Origin of the sequence: Mycetocola sp. 2940 (assembly GCF_040548835.1) — a bacterium.
In the GTDB taxonomy this organism is placed as follows: Bacteria; Actinomycetota; Actinomycetes; order Actinomycetales; family Microbacteriaceae; genus Mycetocola_A.
In genome coordinates, this window is sequence record NZ_JBEPSK010000009.1 from 26,907 (window position 1) to 46,400 (window position 19,494).

The window sequence follows — 19,494 nt, forward strand, 5'->3', positions numbered from 1 at the left end:
GCGCTCCTGTCGGAGTCGCGGCTGGATGATTACATCCTCGCAGTATGCTCGGATCATGACGAAGCGCGGGCGCCAGTCGCGCCCAACTCGGCTTTATGGTTCGCAGGGAACTAGCGGTACATCTATTGGGATTAGTGACAGTGCTGGCTGCTTTTCTCGTCACACCGGCCTTAACGCGACCGAGTCCGAAATTCGCACCATCGCCACGATCTCCTTTCGCTTCAACACCGAGTTCGACGCCGATAAGTCCCGCATCAGGACGTCCGAGCGGAAATGACTCGCGGCACAGGGTTGTATTCCTGAGCGACTCGAGCACAGCAGGGATAGGTGTATCGAATCCAGCAACTCGTTGGTCAACTCTTCTAGCTCGCGAGCACGCCTGGGCGGAGGCGAACCTCGGAGTCGAGATCTCCGGTGACGGCACAGCGGGAAGTGGAACCACATTCCCGGGAGGCGTCGATTGCGCAATGGAAGCAAAATCCCTCCGTGGTAATCATCTCCAGGGGTGCAGGTTCGACTATTCGGGAAGCTCCGGGGTTTCCGTTGTTTCCCGCGCGATCAAAGCAAATCTTCACCACCCTGCGGGTGGGACTACCCGACGTGCAGACCTTCGCCGTCAATCCAATATGGGACGGGAGTGAGGCACAGCTCGGCTCGCAGCGATCGCAACGGATAGTGGGTTGGCAGCAGACGCGCGGTGAAAGGCGGCGAACCCCGCGATTCTCAAACCGCCGAAAGTTTGAGACGTGGATTGCCCTGGTGGAGGGCCGGGGGGTTCGGCGGACTGAAAGGCTTGCCTGGCACGTTTGCTGCTCCCCCGACCGCTCTAACCGTTTGCTGGAACGACCACGGTGGAGGATGTCTGCCCTGTGCCAGAGGGGCTCCTCCGGCGACCCGTACTGTTGTATGCATGAGTCCGATTCCTCCACGCTCTTCCAGTCAAAGGTTGCAGTGGAGTATCCGAGACGCAGTCGCCGGTTTCGCGCTCGCCGTCCTTCTCGTGGGGCTCGTTGGCACTCAGGCTCTGCGGGCGTGGCCTCCGTCGGCAGAATGGCAGGTCGCTCTGAGCTACCTTGCGGCGTGGCTGCCCATGCTCGGCGCCGTTCTTGTCGCCTCTTATTTGCACGGCCGACGATCCCTCGCGCTCGACTTCGGTTTGCGCTTCTCTTGGCTGGACATTCTCTACGGGCTTACGCTGGGATTCTTTCTGCGGTCGATCGTCACCCTGATCGAGATTCTCGGTTACGGCGGACCGGCCGGTGGCGCTGTCAGGTTCGGGCCCGTCGACTACAACCTCGTTTGGATGCTGCTCGCCGTGGTGGCGCCGATACTGGTCGCGCCTGTCATCGAGGAGCTGTTCTTTCGCGGACTCCTTCAGCGCTCCGTACTGAACGCGTCGAAGTCGTCTATACGAGGATCGTCGCGCTTTCCGATGGTTCTGGCGGTGGCCATGAGTTCAATCACTTTCGCCGTAGTCCACATGCTTCAGACCGGCGGCGGCGCCCAGACCGTTGTCGTGGGACTGGCCACGTTGATCCTCGGGATCGGACTGGGGACACTCGCCGCGATCACCGGCAGGCTCGGCGGAGCGATCATCGCCCACATCGTTTTCAACGGGCTGGGAGTGCTCGGTACCCTGCTCTGAGCGTGCCGCCAATGCGTGACTGAACGACAACCGTCGCGGGCCCGCACTGAGCAGGACTAGTTACCGGTCTCAGGTACGACCACTGGGGGTACGGGCGGTGTCGGCGTTTGGTCGTCGGTTTCGTCGTCGGTCTCCTCGCCGGGTGAAGGACCGGGCGTCGTCGGCATCGGGGTGGGGGTCGTTGTCGGCGTTGTCGGGGTCGACCGCGGCCGGGTCGGAGTCTGACGCGGCTCGTCCTCTTCGACCGGAGCGACGACGGTCTCCTCTTCGAGGACCACCCGGGCGTTCTCGGCCTGCAAAGCGAGAACCTCGGCGGCGTAGGTCTGGAGCTCTTCGAATCCTGAACCCTCGTCGGCAGCCAGGGTGAGCGCGGTCACCGCTTCGGCGACCGCATCTCGCCACTGCTGGTCGGCATCTGGATTCGCCCCCAGAATGGCGGTCGCCGTCGCCGGGATGGTCTCGGCGAAAGCGGTGAAGGCTGTCGTGACTATTCCGCGAGCATCTGTGATGGCTGTCAACGCGGCATCCAGTTCGAGCTGGGCAGTCTCGATGCGGGTCATCTCGGCGGCCATCCCGTTCAATTCGGCGGCGATCACCTTGAGACTGGAGTTCGCCGTGACCTCCGGGGCGTCGTACGAGCTGTCCGCGGGGTCGGCCACCGTGATTTCGGCGATCGCGGCGGCCACCGCTGTGCGCTGAGCGTCGGCGGCGACACGGGCTGCCTCGTCCGATACTCCCGCGACGGCGGCGAGCGCGGCGGCCGCTGCGGCGTTGTCCGCGTCGGCCTCCGCTTTGGCGATTTCGATCGCCGTGAACGTCGACCCCAGCTTGCGGGTGGCCGTTTCGACGCTCACCAGCCGCGGCGCGTACGCCTCGTAGGCCTGCTGCGCGGGCGTTGTCGCCTGGCTTTTCACCGCGAACAGGATCCCGACAACCACGAAGGAGAGGACGGCCAGGATCGACACGGCGACGGTCAGCGGGCTGCGCGGCTCCCTCTGCGTGTGGCCCCGGCGGAAGACGGGACGTCTGGCTTTCTTCGGCTGGGTGCCGGCACCCGTGGGCTTGCGTTCGGGAACCGGAGGGCGCGCGCCGTCACGTTGGAGCTCGCGATCGACCGCGGTCGCCTTCATGTCCATCCCCCAGGGCAGTCAGATCGTCAAGTGTGCCCGTGTCACCATATCGCGACGGCGGTGGTCACCGATCGGTTCGAGGAGCCGCGCGCTGGGACGGGTGGCACCCGGCCCTCCGTGACCGGATCCGGGACGGCGCCACCTGCCGTGATCGCGTGTTGCGGCGGCGTTAACGTTTCGTAAAGCGAGCCGTCTTAGGTTGCGGAGGTGGCCGTTCGCCCGCAGACTGGCTGAACGGCCAACCCTGGGGGGAAGACGAACATGGTGACAAACGCAACACGGTGCAAGAAGCATGGACTCGTCATGGTGACGCACGAATGGCAAGACGGGGCCGAACGCGCGCACGTGTGGTGCCCGGTCTGCGAGCCGGTCGGGGGCTGAGGCGGGCTCGATCTCGATACACCGGCCTCGCTTCGCTCGGTCGGCACTCGATCAGCGGGGCGAGGGCAGTCGGCCGGCCGGCACTCGATCAGCGGGGCGAGGGCAGTCGGCCGGCCGGCACTCGATCAGCGGGCGGGGCCGCTCGATCGGCGGGCGGTGGCTCGATCGCTGACCCGGGTGGTGGAGTGCACCGATGCAGGTGCAGAATCTGTGCATGAACGCTTCGCCAGAGAACCAGGCGAGAATTCGGACGCCTGATCAGCGACTTCGTATCTTTGTGAGTTCGACGCTGAAGGAACTCGCACCCGAACGCCAGGCGTCGCGGGCCGCCATAGAACGCCTCCGCCTGGCACCGGTCATGTTCGAACTCGGGGCACGGCCGCACCCGCCGCGTCAGCTCTACCGCGCCTACCTGCAGCAAAGCGATGTCTTCGTCGGCCTGTACTGGGAACGCTACGGCTGGGTCGCGCCCGGCGAAGGCGTGTCAGGGCTTGAAGACGAGTACAACCTGGCGGGCGACCTGCCGAAGCTCATCTACATCAAGGAGTCGGTCGGCACCCGTGACACGAGGCTCCAGGAACTTCTCGACCGCATCCGAGACGATGACAGCGCCTCGTTCAAGTACTTCTCCACGACGCGCGAACTGAAGAAGCTACTCGAGTCGGATCTCGTGACGCTTCTCGCGGAACGATTCGACCAGAGCCACGCCCGGCCGGCCGCGAGCGCACCCTTCGCCGGGACAGCGCAAGAACTGCCCGCTCCTCTCACCGGTCTCATCGGGCGAGACCGCGAAGTCCAGGAGGCTGAGGCTCTCCTGGAACGTGCGCCCGTGCGTCTGGTGACCATCACCGGCCCCGGTGGCATCGGAAAGACCCGTCTGGCCATCGCTGTCGCCAACCGGTTCCGAGACGGCACAGGCCACGAAGTTGCCTTCGTCGACCTGTCGCCGTTGGACGACCCTGCCCGGGTGCCGAACGCCATCGCCGAAGGCCTGGGTGTCAACGACACCGGGGATGAACCTCTCAATGACAAACTCGTCTCTGCGCTTCGCGGACGCCGGATCCTGATCGTGCTCGACAACTTCGAGGTGGTGCTCGATGCGACGCCGACAGTGACCGCACTTCTGGCGACCCTCCCCTCGCTCAAGTTCCTTGTCACGAGCCGTACCCGACTGCACGCCTCGAGCGAGTACATTTTCGACGTCGGTCCCCTCGCATTGCCGCCGACCGAGTCACCCGAGGGTGAAACGGTTGCGCCGGCCGCCCTGCTCAACGTTCCGTCAATCGCCCTCTTCGCCGAACGGGCCCGCGCGGTCAAGCCGGACTTCGAGCTCACCGCCGAGAACGCGGATGCCGTCGCCGCCATCTGCGTCGCACTGGACGGCGTCCCGCTCGCTCTGGAGCTGGCATCCGCTCGGCTTCGCATACTGGCACCACGAACGCTGCTCGCCCGGCTCGACCGTCGACTCCCCCTCCTCGATGGCGGCCCGTCTGACCGGCCGGCGCGGCAGCAGACGCTGCGACGCACGATCGAGTGGAGCACGCAGCAACTCGGCGAAGATGAGGGCACCGTTCTCGCCGAACTCGGCGTCTTCTCCGGACTCTTCACACTCGACGCCGCCGAGGCGGTGTCGCAGGACTCCATCAACTCAGACCTCCTGTCATGTCTGGACACTCTCGTCGACAGCAGCCTGATCCGGGAGCACGACCGTGGCGGGGAGTCCACATTCTCGATGCTGAGCACGGTCCGTGAATACGCCATCGAGCGGCTCGAGTCGAACGGGTCGCTCACGGCGACGCGCGAACGCCACGCCCGCTACTACATCGAGTGGGCCGAGGAGATCGAACGCGAATTGTTCGGGCCTCGACATTACGAGTTGATCGACCGCGCGAACGACGATCGCGACAATTTCCGTGCCGCGATCCGGTTCCTTCTCGACACTCGCAACTGGGACGCGGGCGCCGGGCTGGCATGGTCGCTTCGGATGTACTGCTTCATCTCTGGGCTCCAAGGCGAGGTGCGCGACTGGATGGAACAGGTGCTCACCGATGAAGAGAACCTTTCCGACCGTACCCACGCCATCGCCCTCACCGGCATGTGGGGTCTCATGCTCTTCAAAGGTGTCAACGAACAAGCGATCTCGGCACTGTCGGAGTGTCTGGACTTGTTCCGTGCGGCAGGGGATGCGGTCGGTGAAGCGCAGAGCCGCATCTTCCTGTCGACAGCCCTGATGTCACGCGAGAACCCCGACACCGCCCAGATCGCCGACAACGTCACGACGGCGCTGCTCGTTTCGAGAGAAGCGGACGACGGTTGGGGGCAGGTGTTCGCGTTGGTGGCGCTTGGCTCAACCGCTCTCATGGAGCGCGACGTTCCTCGAGCCTTGGGGCGGTACGAGGAGGCACTCGATGTCATCCAGCGCCGCGACGCAGAGGGGTTCGGCATGGCGTACGCCATGGGTCACCTCGCCTGGGCGAAACTGGCCGCAGGTGACCTTGAGGGGGCGCACCGTGCCTTTTCCGAAACGATCGCCGTTTCGGGCAAGCTAAGACACGCCATTAGTGTTGCCAGCACACTCGACGGCCTGGCCGCGGTCGCCGCAGCCACCGCGGACTATGAGAGGGCCGGCCGACTTCTGGGAGCGTCAGAGACGATGTGGAAACGAGCCGGACAGTACAACGCGCGGCAGATATCGCTCAGCCTCGCCTTCCTCGCTCCGATGCTGTCCTCCGAAGGCATGGCTCACGTTGAACCGGCCCGAGCCGAAGGAGCCCGGATGTCGATGGACGAAGCCATCTCCTATGCGCTCGCCGACCACGCCCCCCCTCTGCGTCAGGCCACGGCACACTAGACCCATGCAGAACGCGGAGAAAGTGTCGGCTCGTCGCTCCACGATCGAGGGCTGGACCGAGGCGTTGGCCGAATCCACCGGATCGCCCGGCGGTGGAGCCGCCGCAGGCGTGATGCTCGCCATCGCTCACAGCCTCACCTCGATGGTCGCCGGGTACACCGAGGCCAACGGCGCCCTGGGCGGCGAGCTGGAGTCGCTGCATGCCCGTGCTGTAGCCGGACGGGAGGCCGCGCTTCGGTTGGCCGATCAGGATGCTGTCGCGTCGGAATCGTTCGGAAGCGCGTTCCGGTTGCAGCGCGGGGAGGGTCGCGATGAGGCGATCCGTTCGGCGTCGGTCGAGGCCGCCCGAGCCTCGGCAGCGGTGGGAAAGCAGGGGGCGGACGCGGTCGGCGATCTGGAATGGCTGGCCCGCCACGGTAAGCCGGCTCTCGTCGCCGACATCGCGGTCGCCTGCGGAGCGCTCCGAGCTGCGATTGCCGGCGCCCGCGCCAATGTGAGCTTCGATCTCGGGTCGCTCACGTCGAGCGGTGAGTCCCTCGACGAGGTGCGTGAGCGGCATCCGGTGCTGTGGGAGACGGTGCAGGAGCTCGACGGCGTCCTTGAGCGGATCGACCGGTTATCGCGGGAGGTCGAGGGACGCGCAACCCCGACGACGTAAATGTCGGGTTGCTCACCTTTGCCGTGCTATAAATCAGCTGGGGGCAGTTCGAGGGGGAACTCGGCGTCGGGCCTTCACTATTGAAAGGCGTCGGCATGCACCGGTCCCGTATATTCACGCACTTAAAGACGGCATCCGTTGTGCTGGCTTCGGCCGGTCTTCTGCTGGTCTCAGCGGCACCCGCTCAGGCCGCTGTGGTTCTCGACGGGCCGGTCGGCCTTGGGAGCGCAGCAACCTTCGGCGTGCTGGGCGCATCAACGGTGACTAACACCGGCCCGTCTGTCATCGAGGGCAACGTCGGAGTCAGCGGTGGAACGGCAATCGAAGGGTTCCCGCCCGGGATCGTTGTCGGCGGAGTGTTCCACTCTGCCGACGCCGAAGCCGCGCAGGCGCAGAGCGACCTCACCACCGCGTACAACGTCGCGGCGAGCCTCACACCCGTTCAAACCGGGCTGGGCGAACTCGCCGGCTTGTCACTGACGCCCGGCGTCTATTCCGGCGGTGAACTGTCGCTCAACGGCGACCTCACCCTGGCCGGTTCGGCCGAATCGGTCTGGGTGTTCCAGGCCGCAAGCACCCTGACGGCAGGGTCGAGTTCGCGAATCACCATGACCGGAGACGCAAGCGCGTGCAACGTGTTCTGGCAGGTCGGAAGCTCCGCAACACTCGGCAGCGAGTCACAGTTCGTCGGCACGATCATGGCCAACGCGTCGATCACGGCCGTCACCGGAGCAGACATCACCGGTCGGCTGCTCGCCGACACGGGAGCCGTCACCCTGGACTCGAATGTAATTACAGCCCCGACCGGATGCGACGCGGGCAGCAACGAAGTGTCGACCAGCCCCACGATCACGTCGGAAGCACCTCCGTCGGCCACGGTAGGCGCAAACTACTCGTTCACCGCCACCGCCTCCGGCACACCCGCTCCGACGTTCTCGGTCACCACGGGCGCGCTTCCTGCGGGTCTCGCCCTCGACGGTGCGACCGGGGTCATCTCGGGTGTCCCGACGACAGCCGGCCCGTCCACGTTCACGCTCACGGTCAGCAACGGGACCGCTCCGGACGCGACAGCCACCTACACGCTTGTCACGGCGCCCGCCGCGGTCGTGCCGCCGGTAACCCCGGTTGTTCCGCCGGCGGTGCCTGCTGTGCCGGCTGTGCCGGTCGCGGTTGCCCCACCAGGTGCGGTCGTGACGCCGTCCGCTGCGCCGGAAAAGCCTGTGGGCTCGAGAGAATCGACTCTGCCGAACACCGGTGCCGAGTTGACCGTGCCGTTGCTCGCCGCGGGGGCGCTACTGGTGCTCGGTGGACTTGTTGTGGTTTTGCGGCGTCGGCGGTTGGGTTCCCGGGATTGAGAGTGGGAGAGGCGCTTCGGTCGCGGAGCCGTTGATCGAGCTTGTCGAGATCTCCCTGCAGCGAACGGATACGTCAGGCGCGCGTGAGCTTCACGGGATAAAGAGCGTATCGGCCGACGCGCTTCGGTCGCTTCGCTCCCTCCAGCGAACGGAAGAGTCGCGGAGCCGTTGATCGAGCTTGTCGAGATCTCCCTGCAGCGAACTGTAGGTCAGGCGCGCGTGAGCTTCACGGGATAAAGAGCGTATCGGCCGACGCGCTTCGGTCGCTTCGCTCCCTCCAGCGAACGGAAGAGGGAGCGAACGGATACGTCAGACGCGGTTGAGTTTCACGGGATGAAAGCGTAACTGCCGACGCGCTTCGGTCGCTTCGCTCCCTCCAGCGAACGGAAGAGGGAGCGGGCGGAAGAGTTGGGGCGGCTTTACGGGCCACTCGCGAACCAGTCGAGGACCCGAAGGGCACGGAGGGTGATCCAGCGGCTCGGCTCGCCCACCTTCTCCATCTCGAAGTGCACCTTGCCCGGATGCATGCTCTCGAGCAGCCACCGGCCGTCGGTGCCCCGCTTGGTCTCGACCAGGTCGATGGCCTCATCGAGACGCGGGTCGGGCACCAGGCCCGCCGCCCGAAAGTAGTCGAGGCCCCTCAGGGCGTCGTAAAACCACCGGGGCGGAAACGAGAAGAGTGTCCACGAGGGGTCGGCCAACTCCCCCGTCGAGAGGCGGCGGAGCATCCGTCGTTCGAGGAGGTACTCCTCCGCCCGTCGTCGGGCCGCCGCGACTTCGGGTGAGGGGCCCGCGGATCGTTCGTGCTGCAGCAGGCCCTCGAGTACGCAGATCGTGGTGTGGAACGACGAGCGGGTGGAGCCGATCTCGACGTCGCAGTTCCAACCCCCGTCGCCGAGCTGTTCGATGAGCAGCCGGTCGACGATGCCGTGTACGTTCTCGCCGAAGTAATCGCCGACGGCTACCGCCATACCGTTGATGCAGGGTTCGACCTCGCCGTCGAAGTAGCGCTGGCCGGCGTGGTCCCAGGTGACGTTGTCGCGGACAAGGCCGATCGCCCTGCGCGCTTCGGCGCTCGCGGGGTCGAGGCCCAGCTCGCGGAGAAGGACAAGCGTGTGGTGGGTGCCGGTCCAGGGCTGGCCGGGGTCTTCAGGGTTGCGGGGCTCGGCCGGGTCGTAGGTGCCGCCGTCCCACAGGCCGGTTGTCGGGTCCTGCAAGGTGAGGAGGTGGGCTCCCCAACCCTCGGTTCCGACCCGCGCCCGCTCGGCTGCGACCAGCTCGGCGGGCTCGTCGAGGAGGTCGCGCAGAACCTGCCAGCGGATCGCCGGGTCGGAGTCGAGCAGCCAGTCGGTGACAGTCATGCGGGGAAGTTTAGGGCGCGCCCATGGCGGCGTGAAGGGCGTCGAAACGACTCAGTGCCGGGTTGCGACCCCGGGCTCGGCCTTCCGAGCGCTTGCTCGAGAACACCGGATCGACACGCCGCCCCCGCTTTGGGGTAGAAGCTGTCTTCGCACAGCAGGGGCGCCGTCTCGTGTCCCCCATATGGTGGAACACACGGCGAAAAGCCAGCCGGATTATGGGGGAAATCATGGACGCACGGGCGCGCACGGCAAGCACACGCAAGCGAAAGATCTTCGCTCTTGCATCAGCGGGGATCGTTCTCGGGATCGGCGCGACAGCGACGCTCGCCGCCTGGAACGACAATGAGTGGGTCGTCGGTGGGTTGGATGGTGGTGGCGACGGGATCGGCACGTCGCGATTCAACGTCCAGCAGAACACCCTCCTGCCGACCGCCGACGTGACAGACTTCGTGGCCGCATGGGACGACCATGAGACCCAATCCGATGCCGGGGTCCTCCTCTTCAGCCTCGGCGCTCTTGCGCTGACGCCCGGAACGACGGTCTATGCCCCCGTCGCACTTCAGACCGAGGCGAATTCGATCGCCGGAACCGTGACGCTGCAGGGCGCCGTGAAGCCGACGACGACGGCATCCCCTGACCTCGACGCACCGCTGTGGGACACGTTGACGTACTCGGTGCGGTCGTCGACAACAGCAGCTGACTGCACGGACGCCGCGTCGTTCGCTGCGTTCCCTGCGGTGACGGTCGCTGACGGAACGGCCCTCGGCTCGGCGCTGACAGCTCCGGAACACGCGCTCGCAGCCGCGGCGGGCAGCACCCAGTACTACTGCTTCGCCATCACCCTGCCCGACTCGCCTGAGGCACAGGAAACACAAGGCATGAGCGTGGCGCCGGCCTGGCGCTTCGCTGCGGAGTCGGCGTAGCCCAACACCATGCTTTCGCCCGTTGTGAGCACGGTCGATGCGGAACGCACTTCCACCGGCACCAGGACGCCGGCCCGCCAGCGGCTGACCGACCTGGTCTTCGTTCTTCTCGGTTCGGTTGGAGCCCTCGCAATCGTCTGGTTGGTCTTCGCAGGGGTCACCGGCGCAACGGTGATCGTGTTCAAGACTGGATCGATGGCTCCGACGCTGCCGCAGGGGGCGGCATCCGTTTCGATGCCCACGCTCGCACCCGACCTGCGCGTGGGCGACGTCATCACCGTGGCCATCGACGACTCCTCGCTGCCGGTCACGCACCGCATCGTGTCGATCAACGAGACCGGGGATCCCACCACGCGCGAAGTCGCCCTGAAAGGCGACGACAACAACACAGCAGACCTCTTTCCGTACGTCGTCTCCGAGGTTCCGAAGGTGATCATCGGCGGCCCGGGCTGGGGCACGGCGCTTGACACGCTGCGCGCGCCGTTCGTCATCGGCGGCCTGACACTCGGGGTTGCCGGGCTCGTGCTCTGGGCGTTCTGGCCTCAAGAGCCGGACCGGTCGGCTCCGGAGCGCAGCGGCGCGGCGACAACGACCGAGTGATGTTCCGGATGCCCACTCCCGGCAGGCTCGCACTGCGGCTCGCGGCGGCGGCCGCCATCGGCAGCGGCGTGGTGCTGACCGCGGCGAGCGCCCACGCAGCGATGACCGACGTGCCCGACAGCGGCATGCCCGGACACCTCCAGCTCGCGGCCGGCCCGTATCCGTTCTCGATCGACGACGTGTCTCCGGGCGACACCGAAGACCTGTTCATCGAAGCCTCGCTTGCCGACGTCGAGTCCAGCACCCTCGCTTTACAACTGCGTGGCTGGGGGCCCGTCGTCGAACATCCCTCCGGCGTCACGATCAGCGTGTCGTCGTGCAGGGAACCCTACGCGGCCGGTCGGTGCGAACGCGGCGAAGCCTCAATCCTGGCGACCACAGCACTCGCGCCGATCGAGGCGGGACGCTCCTGGGTGCTCGAGAACCTCCAGGCGGATGCTCCGCGCTATCTCCGCGTGCGACTGGGGCTGCCCGAGACAGCCGGGTCCGACCCGTCGCTCGAGGGCCTGGACGGCAACTTCGCGGTCGGGCTCTACGCATCCGGGGCGAGCGACGCTCCGAAGGGCGAGCCACCGGTCAGCGTTTCACTGCCTCGAACCGGCGTCAACGTGCTCGCCATCGGGCTGGTCGCCGGTGGCGCGGTGCTTGCCGGCCTGACCCTCCAGCCTGCCCGTCCCCGGCGGCAGAATGCTCCGCGACCAGGCCCGGGGAGCACGCCATGACCCCGCACTCGCTTCGGCGCCTGCGGCCGCGAACCCGTCGGCGGTCGGCGCTCACCTCCGCGGCAGCGATCGCCGCGGTCGTCGCGACCAGCTTCTCGGCCACACCCACACTCGCCTCCTGGTTTGAGGAGGAATGGGTGGCTGCACCGGTCGGGGTCGTGGACTGCGACTCGGCAAACGGCGTGTTACAGTCGCAGGCGGAAGGCAGACTCCTCAGCGGGCAACTCGCGAGCCTCGACCTCGACACCCTCGCAACGCTCGGCGGTGTTCAGGTCCACAACTCCCCCACCGCCATGACGGTGACTCCGACCAACGCGCAGCCGGCATTGCCGACGCCCGACGCGCACGCCAACCCGTTGAACGTTGCGGCACTCAGCACGGTGACGGTCGAGCTGGGCGGCGTCAGCCACCTGCTCGGTGACATCGTCGAGATCGTGACGACCCCCGGCAGCCCGTCGACCGAGGTGAGCGCCCTGGGCCAATACGCGCGAGCATCGACCAACGGCCTGGCGACCGGAGCCGCCGGGTTCGTCAGCGACATGGGAGCCATCGAAGCCTATGACGTCGGTTCTGTGCCGGGCCTGGCCAGACTCGACCTCTCCACTCTCGTCCAAGCGCTCGCCGGGAGTGCGGTGAGCGGCGCACTCGCCGACGTGACCGATGTTTCGCTCGAGGTGGGCGCCGTCGGCGCGAACGCCACCCTCGACGCCTGTGGGGTGGCTTTCGGCGGCGTCAGCGACGAGACGTTGCAGCGCGAGTATTTGATCACTTCGCTAGACACGGTGATCACATCCCCGTCGGTAGCCTCACTTGTCGGTGACCTGGAGACCTACCTCAGCGACGTCGAGACCGCCGTCAACGGGCTGACGACGGATGCGGGTGTCGTGACGACGCTGGAAAACGGCGTGACCGGCATCCTGAACACTTCTCTGGCCGGCGGGCTGCGCCTGGGGACGGTTGATGCCACCGTGTCCGCCACGATTGACCTGGCCCCGGTCCGAACCTTCCTGTCTCTACCGTTCGCCGATGCGGACGGGCTTCTGCTCATCGATCCCGGCACCGGCACTCTCCGTGTCGACACCGCCTCTCTCCTGGGCTCCGCGTATGCCAGCGACCGCAGCCACCTCAACGGGCTGCCGCCAAACACCCCCCTCTTGCTGACCGACGCCGTCGTTGACGCGCTGACCGCGGCACTGGATGCCGCCATCGTTTCGTGGCTCGGCCAGGCGCAGGCGTTGCTCACGGATGCGCTCGACGCTGTCCATGTGAGCGTCGGTATCTCTGCCGACATCGCGGTGTCGGTCGGCGTCATCCTCCCCCAGGTCGTTCCCATCGGTTCTCTCGACGCAACAGCGACAGGCACGCTGGGTTCGTTGAACACCACAGCCGAGTTCAGTGTTCTGCCTGGCCTCGAGGAGGTGATTCTTCTGGGGCCGGTGCTCGATTCGATCCTCAACGGGCCGATCGCTGATCAGCTCGATCTTCTCGTCACCGGACTCAGCACCGGACTCGGCGCGGTTGTGGAGAGCACCGTGCGCGGCGCAGTGCCGACCGCCGACGGCATGGTTCCAACCGGGCAGGCTTCCGCGCCCATCGCGTCGATGCTCGGTGCGGTGATGGCGCTGTACGTCGACGGAGTCGTCTCTCTCACTGCCAACGCGCAGAACGACCCGCTCACGGGGTCACCCGAGCCAGCGGACTGGGCGTCGGTGCCTGACGACGAATACCGCGTCGCTGCGCTCCGGATCGGTGTTCTGGATGCCCTCGGCCAGTCTGCGGGGGGCATCTATCTGGCCAAGGGGTCAGTCGGGCCCGGGTGTCCGGTCCTGGCCTGTTAGACCTTTCCCGACTCTCGCGCAGCCTGCCCATGCGAATTTATGCATATGCATGGAATAGAAGACGAGTAGCCTGACGTTGGACAGAGTGACGGTCCGATCACGGACCGCCTGGATCAGGGGACTGCACAACAGGTCCCCGCGCAGGAGGAAAACAACATGGGTAATTTCGAAGGCAAAACGGCACTGGTCACCGGCGGCGGCTCGGGGCTCGGTGAGGCGATCAGCAAAGACCTCGCCAGCAACGGCGTCAACGTCGTCGTTGTCGACATCGACCTTGACGGCGCCAACCGCGTGGTCGACGAGATCACGGCCGCCGGCGGAACCGCTGTCTCGTTCAAGGCCAACACCATGGTGGCCGAAGACAGCAAGAAGGCCGTCGACTTCGCCGTCGAAACCTACGGAAGCCTCAACTACGCGGTCAACAACGCCGGCATCGGCGGCGCAAGCGCCCCTACCGGTGAGATCGACATCGCCGACTGGGACCGCGTCATCGGCATCAACCTCAGCGGTGTGCTCTATGGCATGCGCTACCAGATTCCGGAGATCCTCAAGGCCGGTGCTGCTGAAGGCGCCATCGTCAACATGGCCTCCATTCACGGCACGGTCGCGGCTATCGGCAGCTCCGCGTACACGGCCACCAAGCACGCCGTCGTCGGCCTCACCAAGAACGCGGCTGCCGAGTACGGCGCACAGGGGCTGCGTATCAACGCGGTCGGCCCCGGTTACATCGAAACCCCGCTGCTGAAGACCGCTGCCGCTGAGATTCTCAACGGCCTGGAGGCCAAGCACCCGCTCGGCCGGCTCGGCCAGCCGGAGGAGATCGCCAACGTGACGACGTTCCTGCTGTCAGACAAGGCCAGCTTCATGACCGGCTCGTACGTGCTGGTCGATGGTGGTTACACCGCGCTGTAGGTTCGACGCGCTCTCGCGTGACAAAGGGCACCGGATGGTTACATCCGGTGCCCATTGCTTTTGCCGATGTGCTCGCTACACCGACGAAGCCCGCTTGCGGCGGACCCGAAGCAGAATCAGCCCTCCGAGCAGAAGCGCCGCCACGGCGCCGAGGATGGGCCAGGGTGCAACGTCGGCGCCCGTGACCGACAGGCTGTCGCGTCCAGGGCCGGCAACCGGGTCCACATCGTCCACGGCAGGCGCCGGAACGGCGGGAGCCGCGGGAACGGCGGGAGCCGACGGAGCAGGCGGCGTCGTGACCGGCGCCGGCGGGGCCGGAACCGAGATGGCTGCTGTTGCCGCGTCAGCGAACGCAACCGAGACGGCATCCGAACCGACCAGTTCGAGGTCCAGTCCGAGCGAGACGTCCCCAGCTGCGAGAGCCTCGAACGACAGGGTCGCGAGGGTGAGGTCGCCGGCCGCGCTCGGTGAGGTTCCGAGCTTGGTGTGGACGAACCGCACCTCACCGCCCGTTGCCGTGGCGGAGCTCTGACCGGAGATCGCGGTCTGGGCACTGCCGTCGACGTACTCCAGCACGTCGGCGTCGTACCCCAGCGACAGGTCGTAGGCGTAGAGATCCACGGCGCCGGTGACCGCCACCATGACGTCGACCGTCTCGCCGACCTGCACCGTGGCATCCGACACCGCTATCGAGAACGTCGCCGCACTCGGTGCTGCGACGGCTGGCAGGGGCGCCGCAAGAACGAGCCCTCCCACCAGCGCGGCGAACACCGGAACTGCAGCACGGTTTCGGATGCTCGCCGCTCGTGACATGGATGGCTTACCTTTCAATTCATTACTCGTGTTGTTTCGTGTGATCGCCATGGCTCAACCCGCCAATGCCGGGAACAGGGCCGGCGAGGTGCGGTGCAGGGTCGCCTGCTCGTAGTCGAACGCGAGCCCGATCAGAGTGGACTCCGCGTAGGACCGGCCGAGGAACTCGATGTTCGACGGCGCACCGTCGATCGCGCTGCCGTCGATCGCGGTGGACGAGAGGCCCATCGGAACGGTGACCGCCGGCATCCCGCTGTACGGGCTGAGGCGGTTGTTCGCCCCTGTGCTGTACTGCCCGGTCGTGGTCGGGTAGACCATGGCCGACACGTTGTGGGAGTCCATGGCGCCGCTCAGAATACGCTCACCGTTGGCGATTTCAGCGTTGTGCCTCACGATCCAGGCCTGGTACTGCTCTTCGGTGACCGCTTCACGCGCCTTCATGGTGTTCGTTCGAGCCGGCGCCTGGTAGTCCTCGGCGGCGATGATCTCGGCCAGCGAGGAGTACGGCACGTCAGGATCGGTGACGAACTTGGCGAAGTACTCGTTGAGGTCGTGCTTGAACTCGTTGGTGCTTCCGCTCGAGTAACCCTGAACAATGGGCAGCTCGGGGATCACCATCTCCACGACCGTGGCGCCCTGCGCTTGGAGGTCGGCGAGGGCCTCGGAGAACAGGCGGTTGACGGCAGCGTTGGTGCCGACGATCGACGGGACGTACCCGATGCGGACGCCTTCGAGGCTGGAGTCATCCAGCGACGAGGTGAACGAGGTCGGGATGTTGCCGTTCGATTCTGCCGTGATCGCGTCTTCCGGGTCGTAGCCGGCGATCGAGTCGAGGGCGATGGCCGCGTCAGAGACGGTGCGGGTCATCGGGCCGCCGGTGTCCTGCGACAGGGCGAGCGGGATGATGCCGTCACGGCTGGCGAGCCCGACGGTGGGGCGCACGCCCACCAGCTGGTTGAACGACGACGGCACGCGGATGGATCCGCCGGTGTCGGTGCCGAGGCCGATGATGCCGAGGTTCGCGGCAATCGATGCGCCGGTTCCTCCACTCGATCCGCCCGCGTTCTGGGTGCGCACGTAGGCGCTGTTGGTGACGCCGCCGAGCGAGCTGTCGGTCGACAGGTTGAACGCGAACTCGTCGAGGTTCGCCTTCGCCAGGATGACCGCGCCGTCAGCGCGCAGCTGCTCGACGATCTGGCTGTCGGCATCCGTCTGGTTGTTCCTCAGGCAGGTGCAACCCGCCGTCGTGGGCATGTCGACGGTGTTGTAGTTGTCTTTCGCGAGAACCGGGATGCCGTGCAGCATGCTGCGGGGGCCGCCGGCGGCGCGTTCGGCGTCGAGTTCGGCCGCTATCTGAAGCGCGTTCTCGTTGACCGAGATGATCGAGTTAAGCGTCTCGCCCTGGTCGTCATAGGCGGCGATGCGGTCGAGGTACATTTGCGTGAGCGAGACGGCCGTGACGACGCCGGCGTTCATGGCTTTCTGCACGTCGATCGTGGTGGCCTCGACCGGCGAGAACGGGCCGTCATCGTAGAGCGTGCGCTGCGACAGCGACGCCACGTCAGTGACGGTGATCGTTCCGTTGGCGTCGAAGTCGGCTGTTTCGACCGTCGACCAGGTGGCATCCGTGGTCGACGTGCCGAGTGCCGTCATCAGCAGGTCGATGTCGTTCTCATCGACTGCGTCGTCGCCGGTGAGATCTGCCTCGCTGTAGAACGGGGCGAGAAAGTTCAGGCCGGTGGTGTCGGACGGCGCTGCTGTGGCGACGCTGAAACCGCCGAGGCTGGTGGCTGCGACGGCAAGCACCGCTCCGGGCAGCAGGACGAAGGTGCGGAATCGATGCCGTGGTGGCTGACTCAAGGGTGATCCTCTCGGGGCGTTCAAGAAGCGCGTGCGAGACTCCCGCGCCGCGTTGACCGCGGTGCGCGGCGTGTTGCTCATGCTCACAGCGCGGTGTTGCGGCGATGTAACGCCGGGGTTTCCGGGCCGCCCTGTTTTCTCCGCCGCAGGACGGATGCCGGATGTCACACCCACCCGGTACTGTGAACGACGTGAATCCCGACCCCGCCACCCCTGCAACCGACGACGCGCTCGCGGCCGGCGAGGCGGCATCCGCTGTGTCTGGTGGTTCCGATGTGCCTGCTGTGCCTGCGCACTGGAAGCGGAACGTCGGCCTGTTTCTGAGCGGCCAGACGATCTCGCTGTTCGGTTCGATGATCGTGCAGTACGCGGTGATGTGGTACGTCACGTTCGAGACCCAGTCGGGGTTTGCGATCGCGCTGTACGCGATCGCGGCGTTTTTGCCGCAGGGCATCGTGTCGATCTTCGGCGGCGTCGTGGCCGACCGGATGAACCGGCGGGTGCTCGTGATCCTCGCCGACAGTGCGATCGCCGTAGTGACGTTCGTGCTCGCGCTCGCGATGCTCAACGGCGTCACGGATCTCTGGGTGATCCTGCTCGCGGTCGGTGCGCGTTCGATCGGCGCGGGTTTTCAGACGCCGGCGGTGCAGGCGATGATTCCGCAGATCGTGCCGGCCGACCAGCTGATGCGGGTCAACGGCCTGTTCGGGTCGATCCAGTCGGCGATGGCGCTACTCGCGCCGGCGGTCGCCGGTGCGGTGTTCGGGCTCTTCGGCATCGTGCCTGTGTTCTTCATCGACTTCGTCACGGCGGTGATCGGCGTCGGTTTCCTCGCGTTCGTGGCAGTGCCGACGCTCGCCTCGATCGCCGCGAAGACCTCGACCTATCGCGAAGACCTCGTCGAGGGGATGCGGTACATCTGGCAGCACAAGGTCGTCCGGTGGCTCCTCGGCGTCTTCGCGATCATCTTTCTGCTCACCGTTGCGCCGTCGTTCATCACCCCGCTGCTGATTGCCCGCACCTTCGGCACCGAAGTGTGGATGGTGACCGTGCTCGAGATCGCATTCAGCGTCGGCATGATCCTCGGCGGCATCGTGGTCGCGACGGTTCTAGCCAAGCGGAGCCGGATCGGCCTGATCCTCTTCGCCACGTTCGGCTTCGCGGTGTTCACGATCGCTCTCGGCCTCGCCCCGAACCTGTGGGTGTTCTACGGCTTCATGTTCGTGTTCGGACTTCTGGTGCCGCTGTTCTCGGCCCCGTTCATGACCCTCGTGCAGGAGACCGTCGAACCCGAGATGCACGGCCGGGTCTTCAGCTACGTGAGCATCGTGATGGCGCTGGCGACGCCGATCGGCATGACGGTGTTCGGTCCGCTCGCCGATGTGATCAGTGTGCAGCTGCTGCTCATCGCGGCCGGCATCGCCACGATCCTGGTGATGGTGATCGCCGTGCTGCTGCCGTCCGGGCGGGCGGCGATGGCGGCGGCTCGGGATCAGAAGCCGCTGGGGCACGCGGCTGCTTCGGGTGCTGCTACTTCTGGTGCTGATGCTTCTGGGGCTGACGCCGCCGACGCTATCGACGGAGCACCAGCACGGGGCAAGGAAAACAGCGCCGAATAAGGACCAACGTTGCCGCGGCATCCTTGCCTCGCGGTTCTTTCCTTATGCCGTGCTGATCGGGTGCGGGCCGAAGCACGCGCATGGGGAGGCCGTGCGGATGCTGATGCTAGTGCTGATGCGCGACTTTCGCGCCGCCCATTCAGCCGGCAGCACCGACGCCGATGCAGCCGGCAGCTCCGACGCTGATGCAGCCAGCAGCTCCGACGTCGCACCAGCACAGGGCAAGGAAAACAGCGCCGGATAAGGACCAACGTTGCCGCGGCATCCTTGCCTCGCGCTTCTTTCCTTGTGCCGTGCTGATCGGGTGCGGGCCGAAGCACGCGCAGGGGGAGGCCGTGCGGATGCTGGTGCTTGTGCTGATGCGCGACCTTCGCGCCGCCGATGCAGCCAGCAGCACCGACGCCGATGCAGCCAGCAGCTCCGACGCTGATGCAGCCGGCAGCTCCGACGACGCACCAGCACGGGGCAAGGAAAACAGCGCCGGATAAGGACCAACGTTGCCGCGGCATCCTTACCTCGCGCTTCTTTCCTTATGCCGTGCTGATCGGGTGCGGGCCGAAGCAGGCGCAGGGGGAGGCCGTGCGGATGCTGGTGCTTGTGCTGATCCGCAGCCTTCGCGCCGCCGATGCAGCCGGCAGCACCGACGCTGATGCAGCCAGCAGCTCCGAAGCAGCACCAGCACGGGGCAAGGAAAACAGCGCCGGATAAGGATTAACGTTGCCGCGGCATCCTTGCCTCGCGCTTCTTTCCTTGTGCCGTGCTGACCCATTTCGGTAGGAAGCATCTGCAGCGGGGGGCGTGCGGATGCCGTGCTGACCCGTCGCGC

At 66.3% G+C, this 19,494-nt stretch carries 15 protein-coding genes; 11 read left to right on the forward strand and 4 right to left on the reverse strand.

Annotation, left to right across the window (positions count from 1 at the left end; all coding sequences use genetic code 11):
* Nucleotides 1–946 precede the first annotated feature (946 nt).
* Entirely contained in the window at nt 947–1,645 is a 699-nt protein-coding gene (locus tag ABIE24_RS12685; RefSeq protein ID WP_354500209.1) for a CPBP family intramembrane glutamic endopeptidase, read from the forward strand.
* Nucleotides 1,646–1,701: 56 nt separating this feature from the next.
* Here ABIE24_RS12685 and ABIE24_RS12690 read toward each other — a convergent pair whose 3' ends face one another.
* On the reverse strand, nt 1,702–2,775 hold the full coding sequence (locus ABIE24_RS12690) for a hypothetical protein (RefSeq protein ID WP_354500210.1): 1,074 nt from the start codon (nt 2,773–2,775) through the stop codon (nt 1,702–1,704).
* 595 nt (nt 2,776–3,370) lie between these two features.
* Here ABIE24_RS12690 and ABIE24_RS12695 point away from each other — a divergent pair.
* From ABIE24_RS12695 to ABIE24_RS12705, 3 genes are all read left to right on the forward strand, one after another.
* Nucleotides 3,371–6,007, forward strand: a complete 2,637-nt coding sequence (locus ABIE24_RS12695; RefSeq protein WP_354500212.1) for an ATP-binding protein — start codon at nt 3,371–3,373, stop codon at nt 6,005–6,007.
* A gap of 4 nt (nt 6,008–6,011) precedes the next feature.
* A complete protein-coding gene (locus ABIE24_RS12700) occupies nt 6,012–6,665 on the forward strand; it encodes a cyclodeaminase/cyclohydrolase family protein (protein WP_354500214.1) in 654 nt (217 codons plus the stop codon).
* Nucleotides 6,666–6,760: 95 nt separating this feature from the next.
* Entirely contained in the window at nt 6,761–8,020 is a 1,260-nt protein-coding gene (locus tag ABIE24_RS12705; protein ID WP_354500216.1) for an ice-binding family protein, read from the forward strand.
* Nucleotides 8,021–8,439: 419 nt separating this feature from the next.
* Here the strand turns inward: ABIE24_RS12705 and ABIE24_RS12710 are convergent, their stop codons facing one another.
* Nucleotides 8,440–9,381 carry a hypothetical protein gene (locus ABIE24_RS12710; protein ID WP_354500218.1) on the reverse strand — a complete coding sequence of 314 codons (942 nt, stop codon included), beginning with the start codon at nt 9,379–9,381 and terminating at the stop codon, nt 8,440–8,442.
* 227 nt (nt 9,382–9,608) lie between these two features.
* Between ABIE24_RS12710 and ABIE24_RS12715 the strand changes: the two genes are divergently transcribed.
* The 5 genes from ABIE24_RS12715 (at nt 9,609) to ABIE24_RS12735 (ending at nt 14,376) form a co-directional block, all read left to right on the forward strand.
* Nucleotides 9,609–10,304: a SipW-dependent-type signal peptide-containing protein gene (locus ABIE24_RS12715; protein WP_354500220.1), complete on the forward strand. Its 696-nt coding sequence runs from the start codon at nt 9,609–9,611 to the stop codon at nt 10,302–10,304.
* 9 nt (nt 10,305–10,313) lie between these two features.
* Nucleotides 10,314–10,904 (forward strand): signal peptidase I, encoded by a 591-nt coding sequence (locus tag ABIE24_RS12720; protein ID WP_354500221.1) that lies wholly within the window; start codon nt 10,314–10,316, stop codon nt 10,902–10,904.
* 8 nt (nt 10,905–10,912) lie between these two features.
* Nucleotides 10,913–11,626, forward strand: a complete 714-nt coding sequence (locus tag ABIE24_RS12725; protein WP_354500223.1) for a hypothetical protein — start codon at nt 10,913–10,915, stop codon at nt 11,624–11,626.
* Entirely contained in the window at nt 11,623–13,464 is a 1,842-nt protein-coding gene (locus ABIE24_RS12730; protein ID WP_354500224.1) for a choice-of-anchor G family protein, read from the forward strand. The genes ABIE24_RS12725 and ABIE24_RS12730 overlap by 4 nt, the downstream gene beginning before the upstream one ends.
* A gap of 156 nt (nt 13,465–13,620) precedes the next feature.
* On the forward strand, nt 13,621–14,376 hold the full coding sequence (locus tag ABIE24_RS12735) for an SDR family NAD(P)-dependent oxidoreductase (RefSeq protein ID WP_354500226.1): 756 nt from the start codon (nt 13,621–13,623) through the stop codon (nt 14,374–14,376).
* A gap of 75 nt (nt 14,377–14,451) precedes the next feature.
* Here the strand turns inward: ABIE24_RS12735 and ABIE24_RS12740 are convergent, their stop codons facing one another.
* Nucleotides 14,452–15,189 (reverse strand): cohesin domain-containing protein, encoded by a 738-nt coding sequence (locus ABIE24_RS12740; protein WP_354500228.1) that lies wholly within the window; start codon nt 15,187–15,189, stop codon nt 14,452–14,454.
* Between the two features lie 54 nt (nt 15,190–15,243).
* Nucleotides 15,244–17,049, reverse strand: coding sequence for an amidase family protein (locus tag ABIE24_RS12745; protein WP_354500230.1), 1,806 nt, complete (start codon nt 17,047–17,049; stop codon nt 15,244–15,246).
* Nucleotides 17,050–17,210: 161 nt separating this feature from the next.
* On the opposite strand from ABIE24_RS12745, the gene ABIE24_RS12750 reads away from it, so the two are divergent.
* Together ABIE24_RS12750 and ABIE24_RS12755 are read left to right on the forward strand one after the other, a co-directional pair.
* On the forward strand, nt 17,211–18,668 hold the full coding sequence (locus ABIE24_RS12750) for an MFS transporter (protein WP_354500232.1): 1,458 nt from the start codon (nt 17,211–17,213) through the stop codon (nt 18,666–18,668).
* A 381-nt stretch (nt 18,669–19,049) separates the two neighbouring features.
* Nucleotides 19,050–19,376, forward strand: a complete 327-nt coding sequence (locus ABIE24_RS12755) for a hypothetical protein (RefSeq protein ID WP_354500233.1) — start codon at nt 19,050–19,052, stop codon at nt 19,374–19,376.
* Nucleotides 19,377–19,494: the final 118 nt, after the last annotated feature.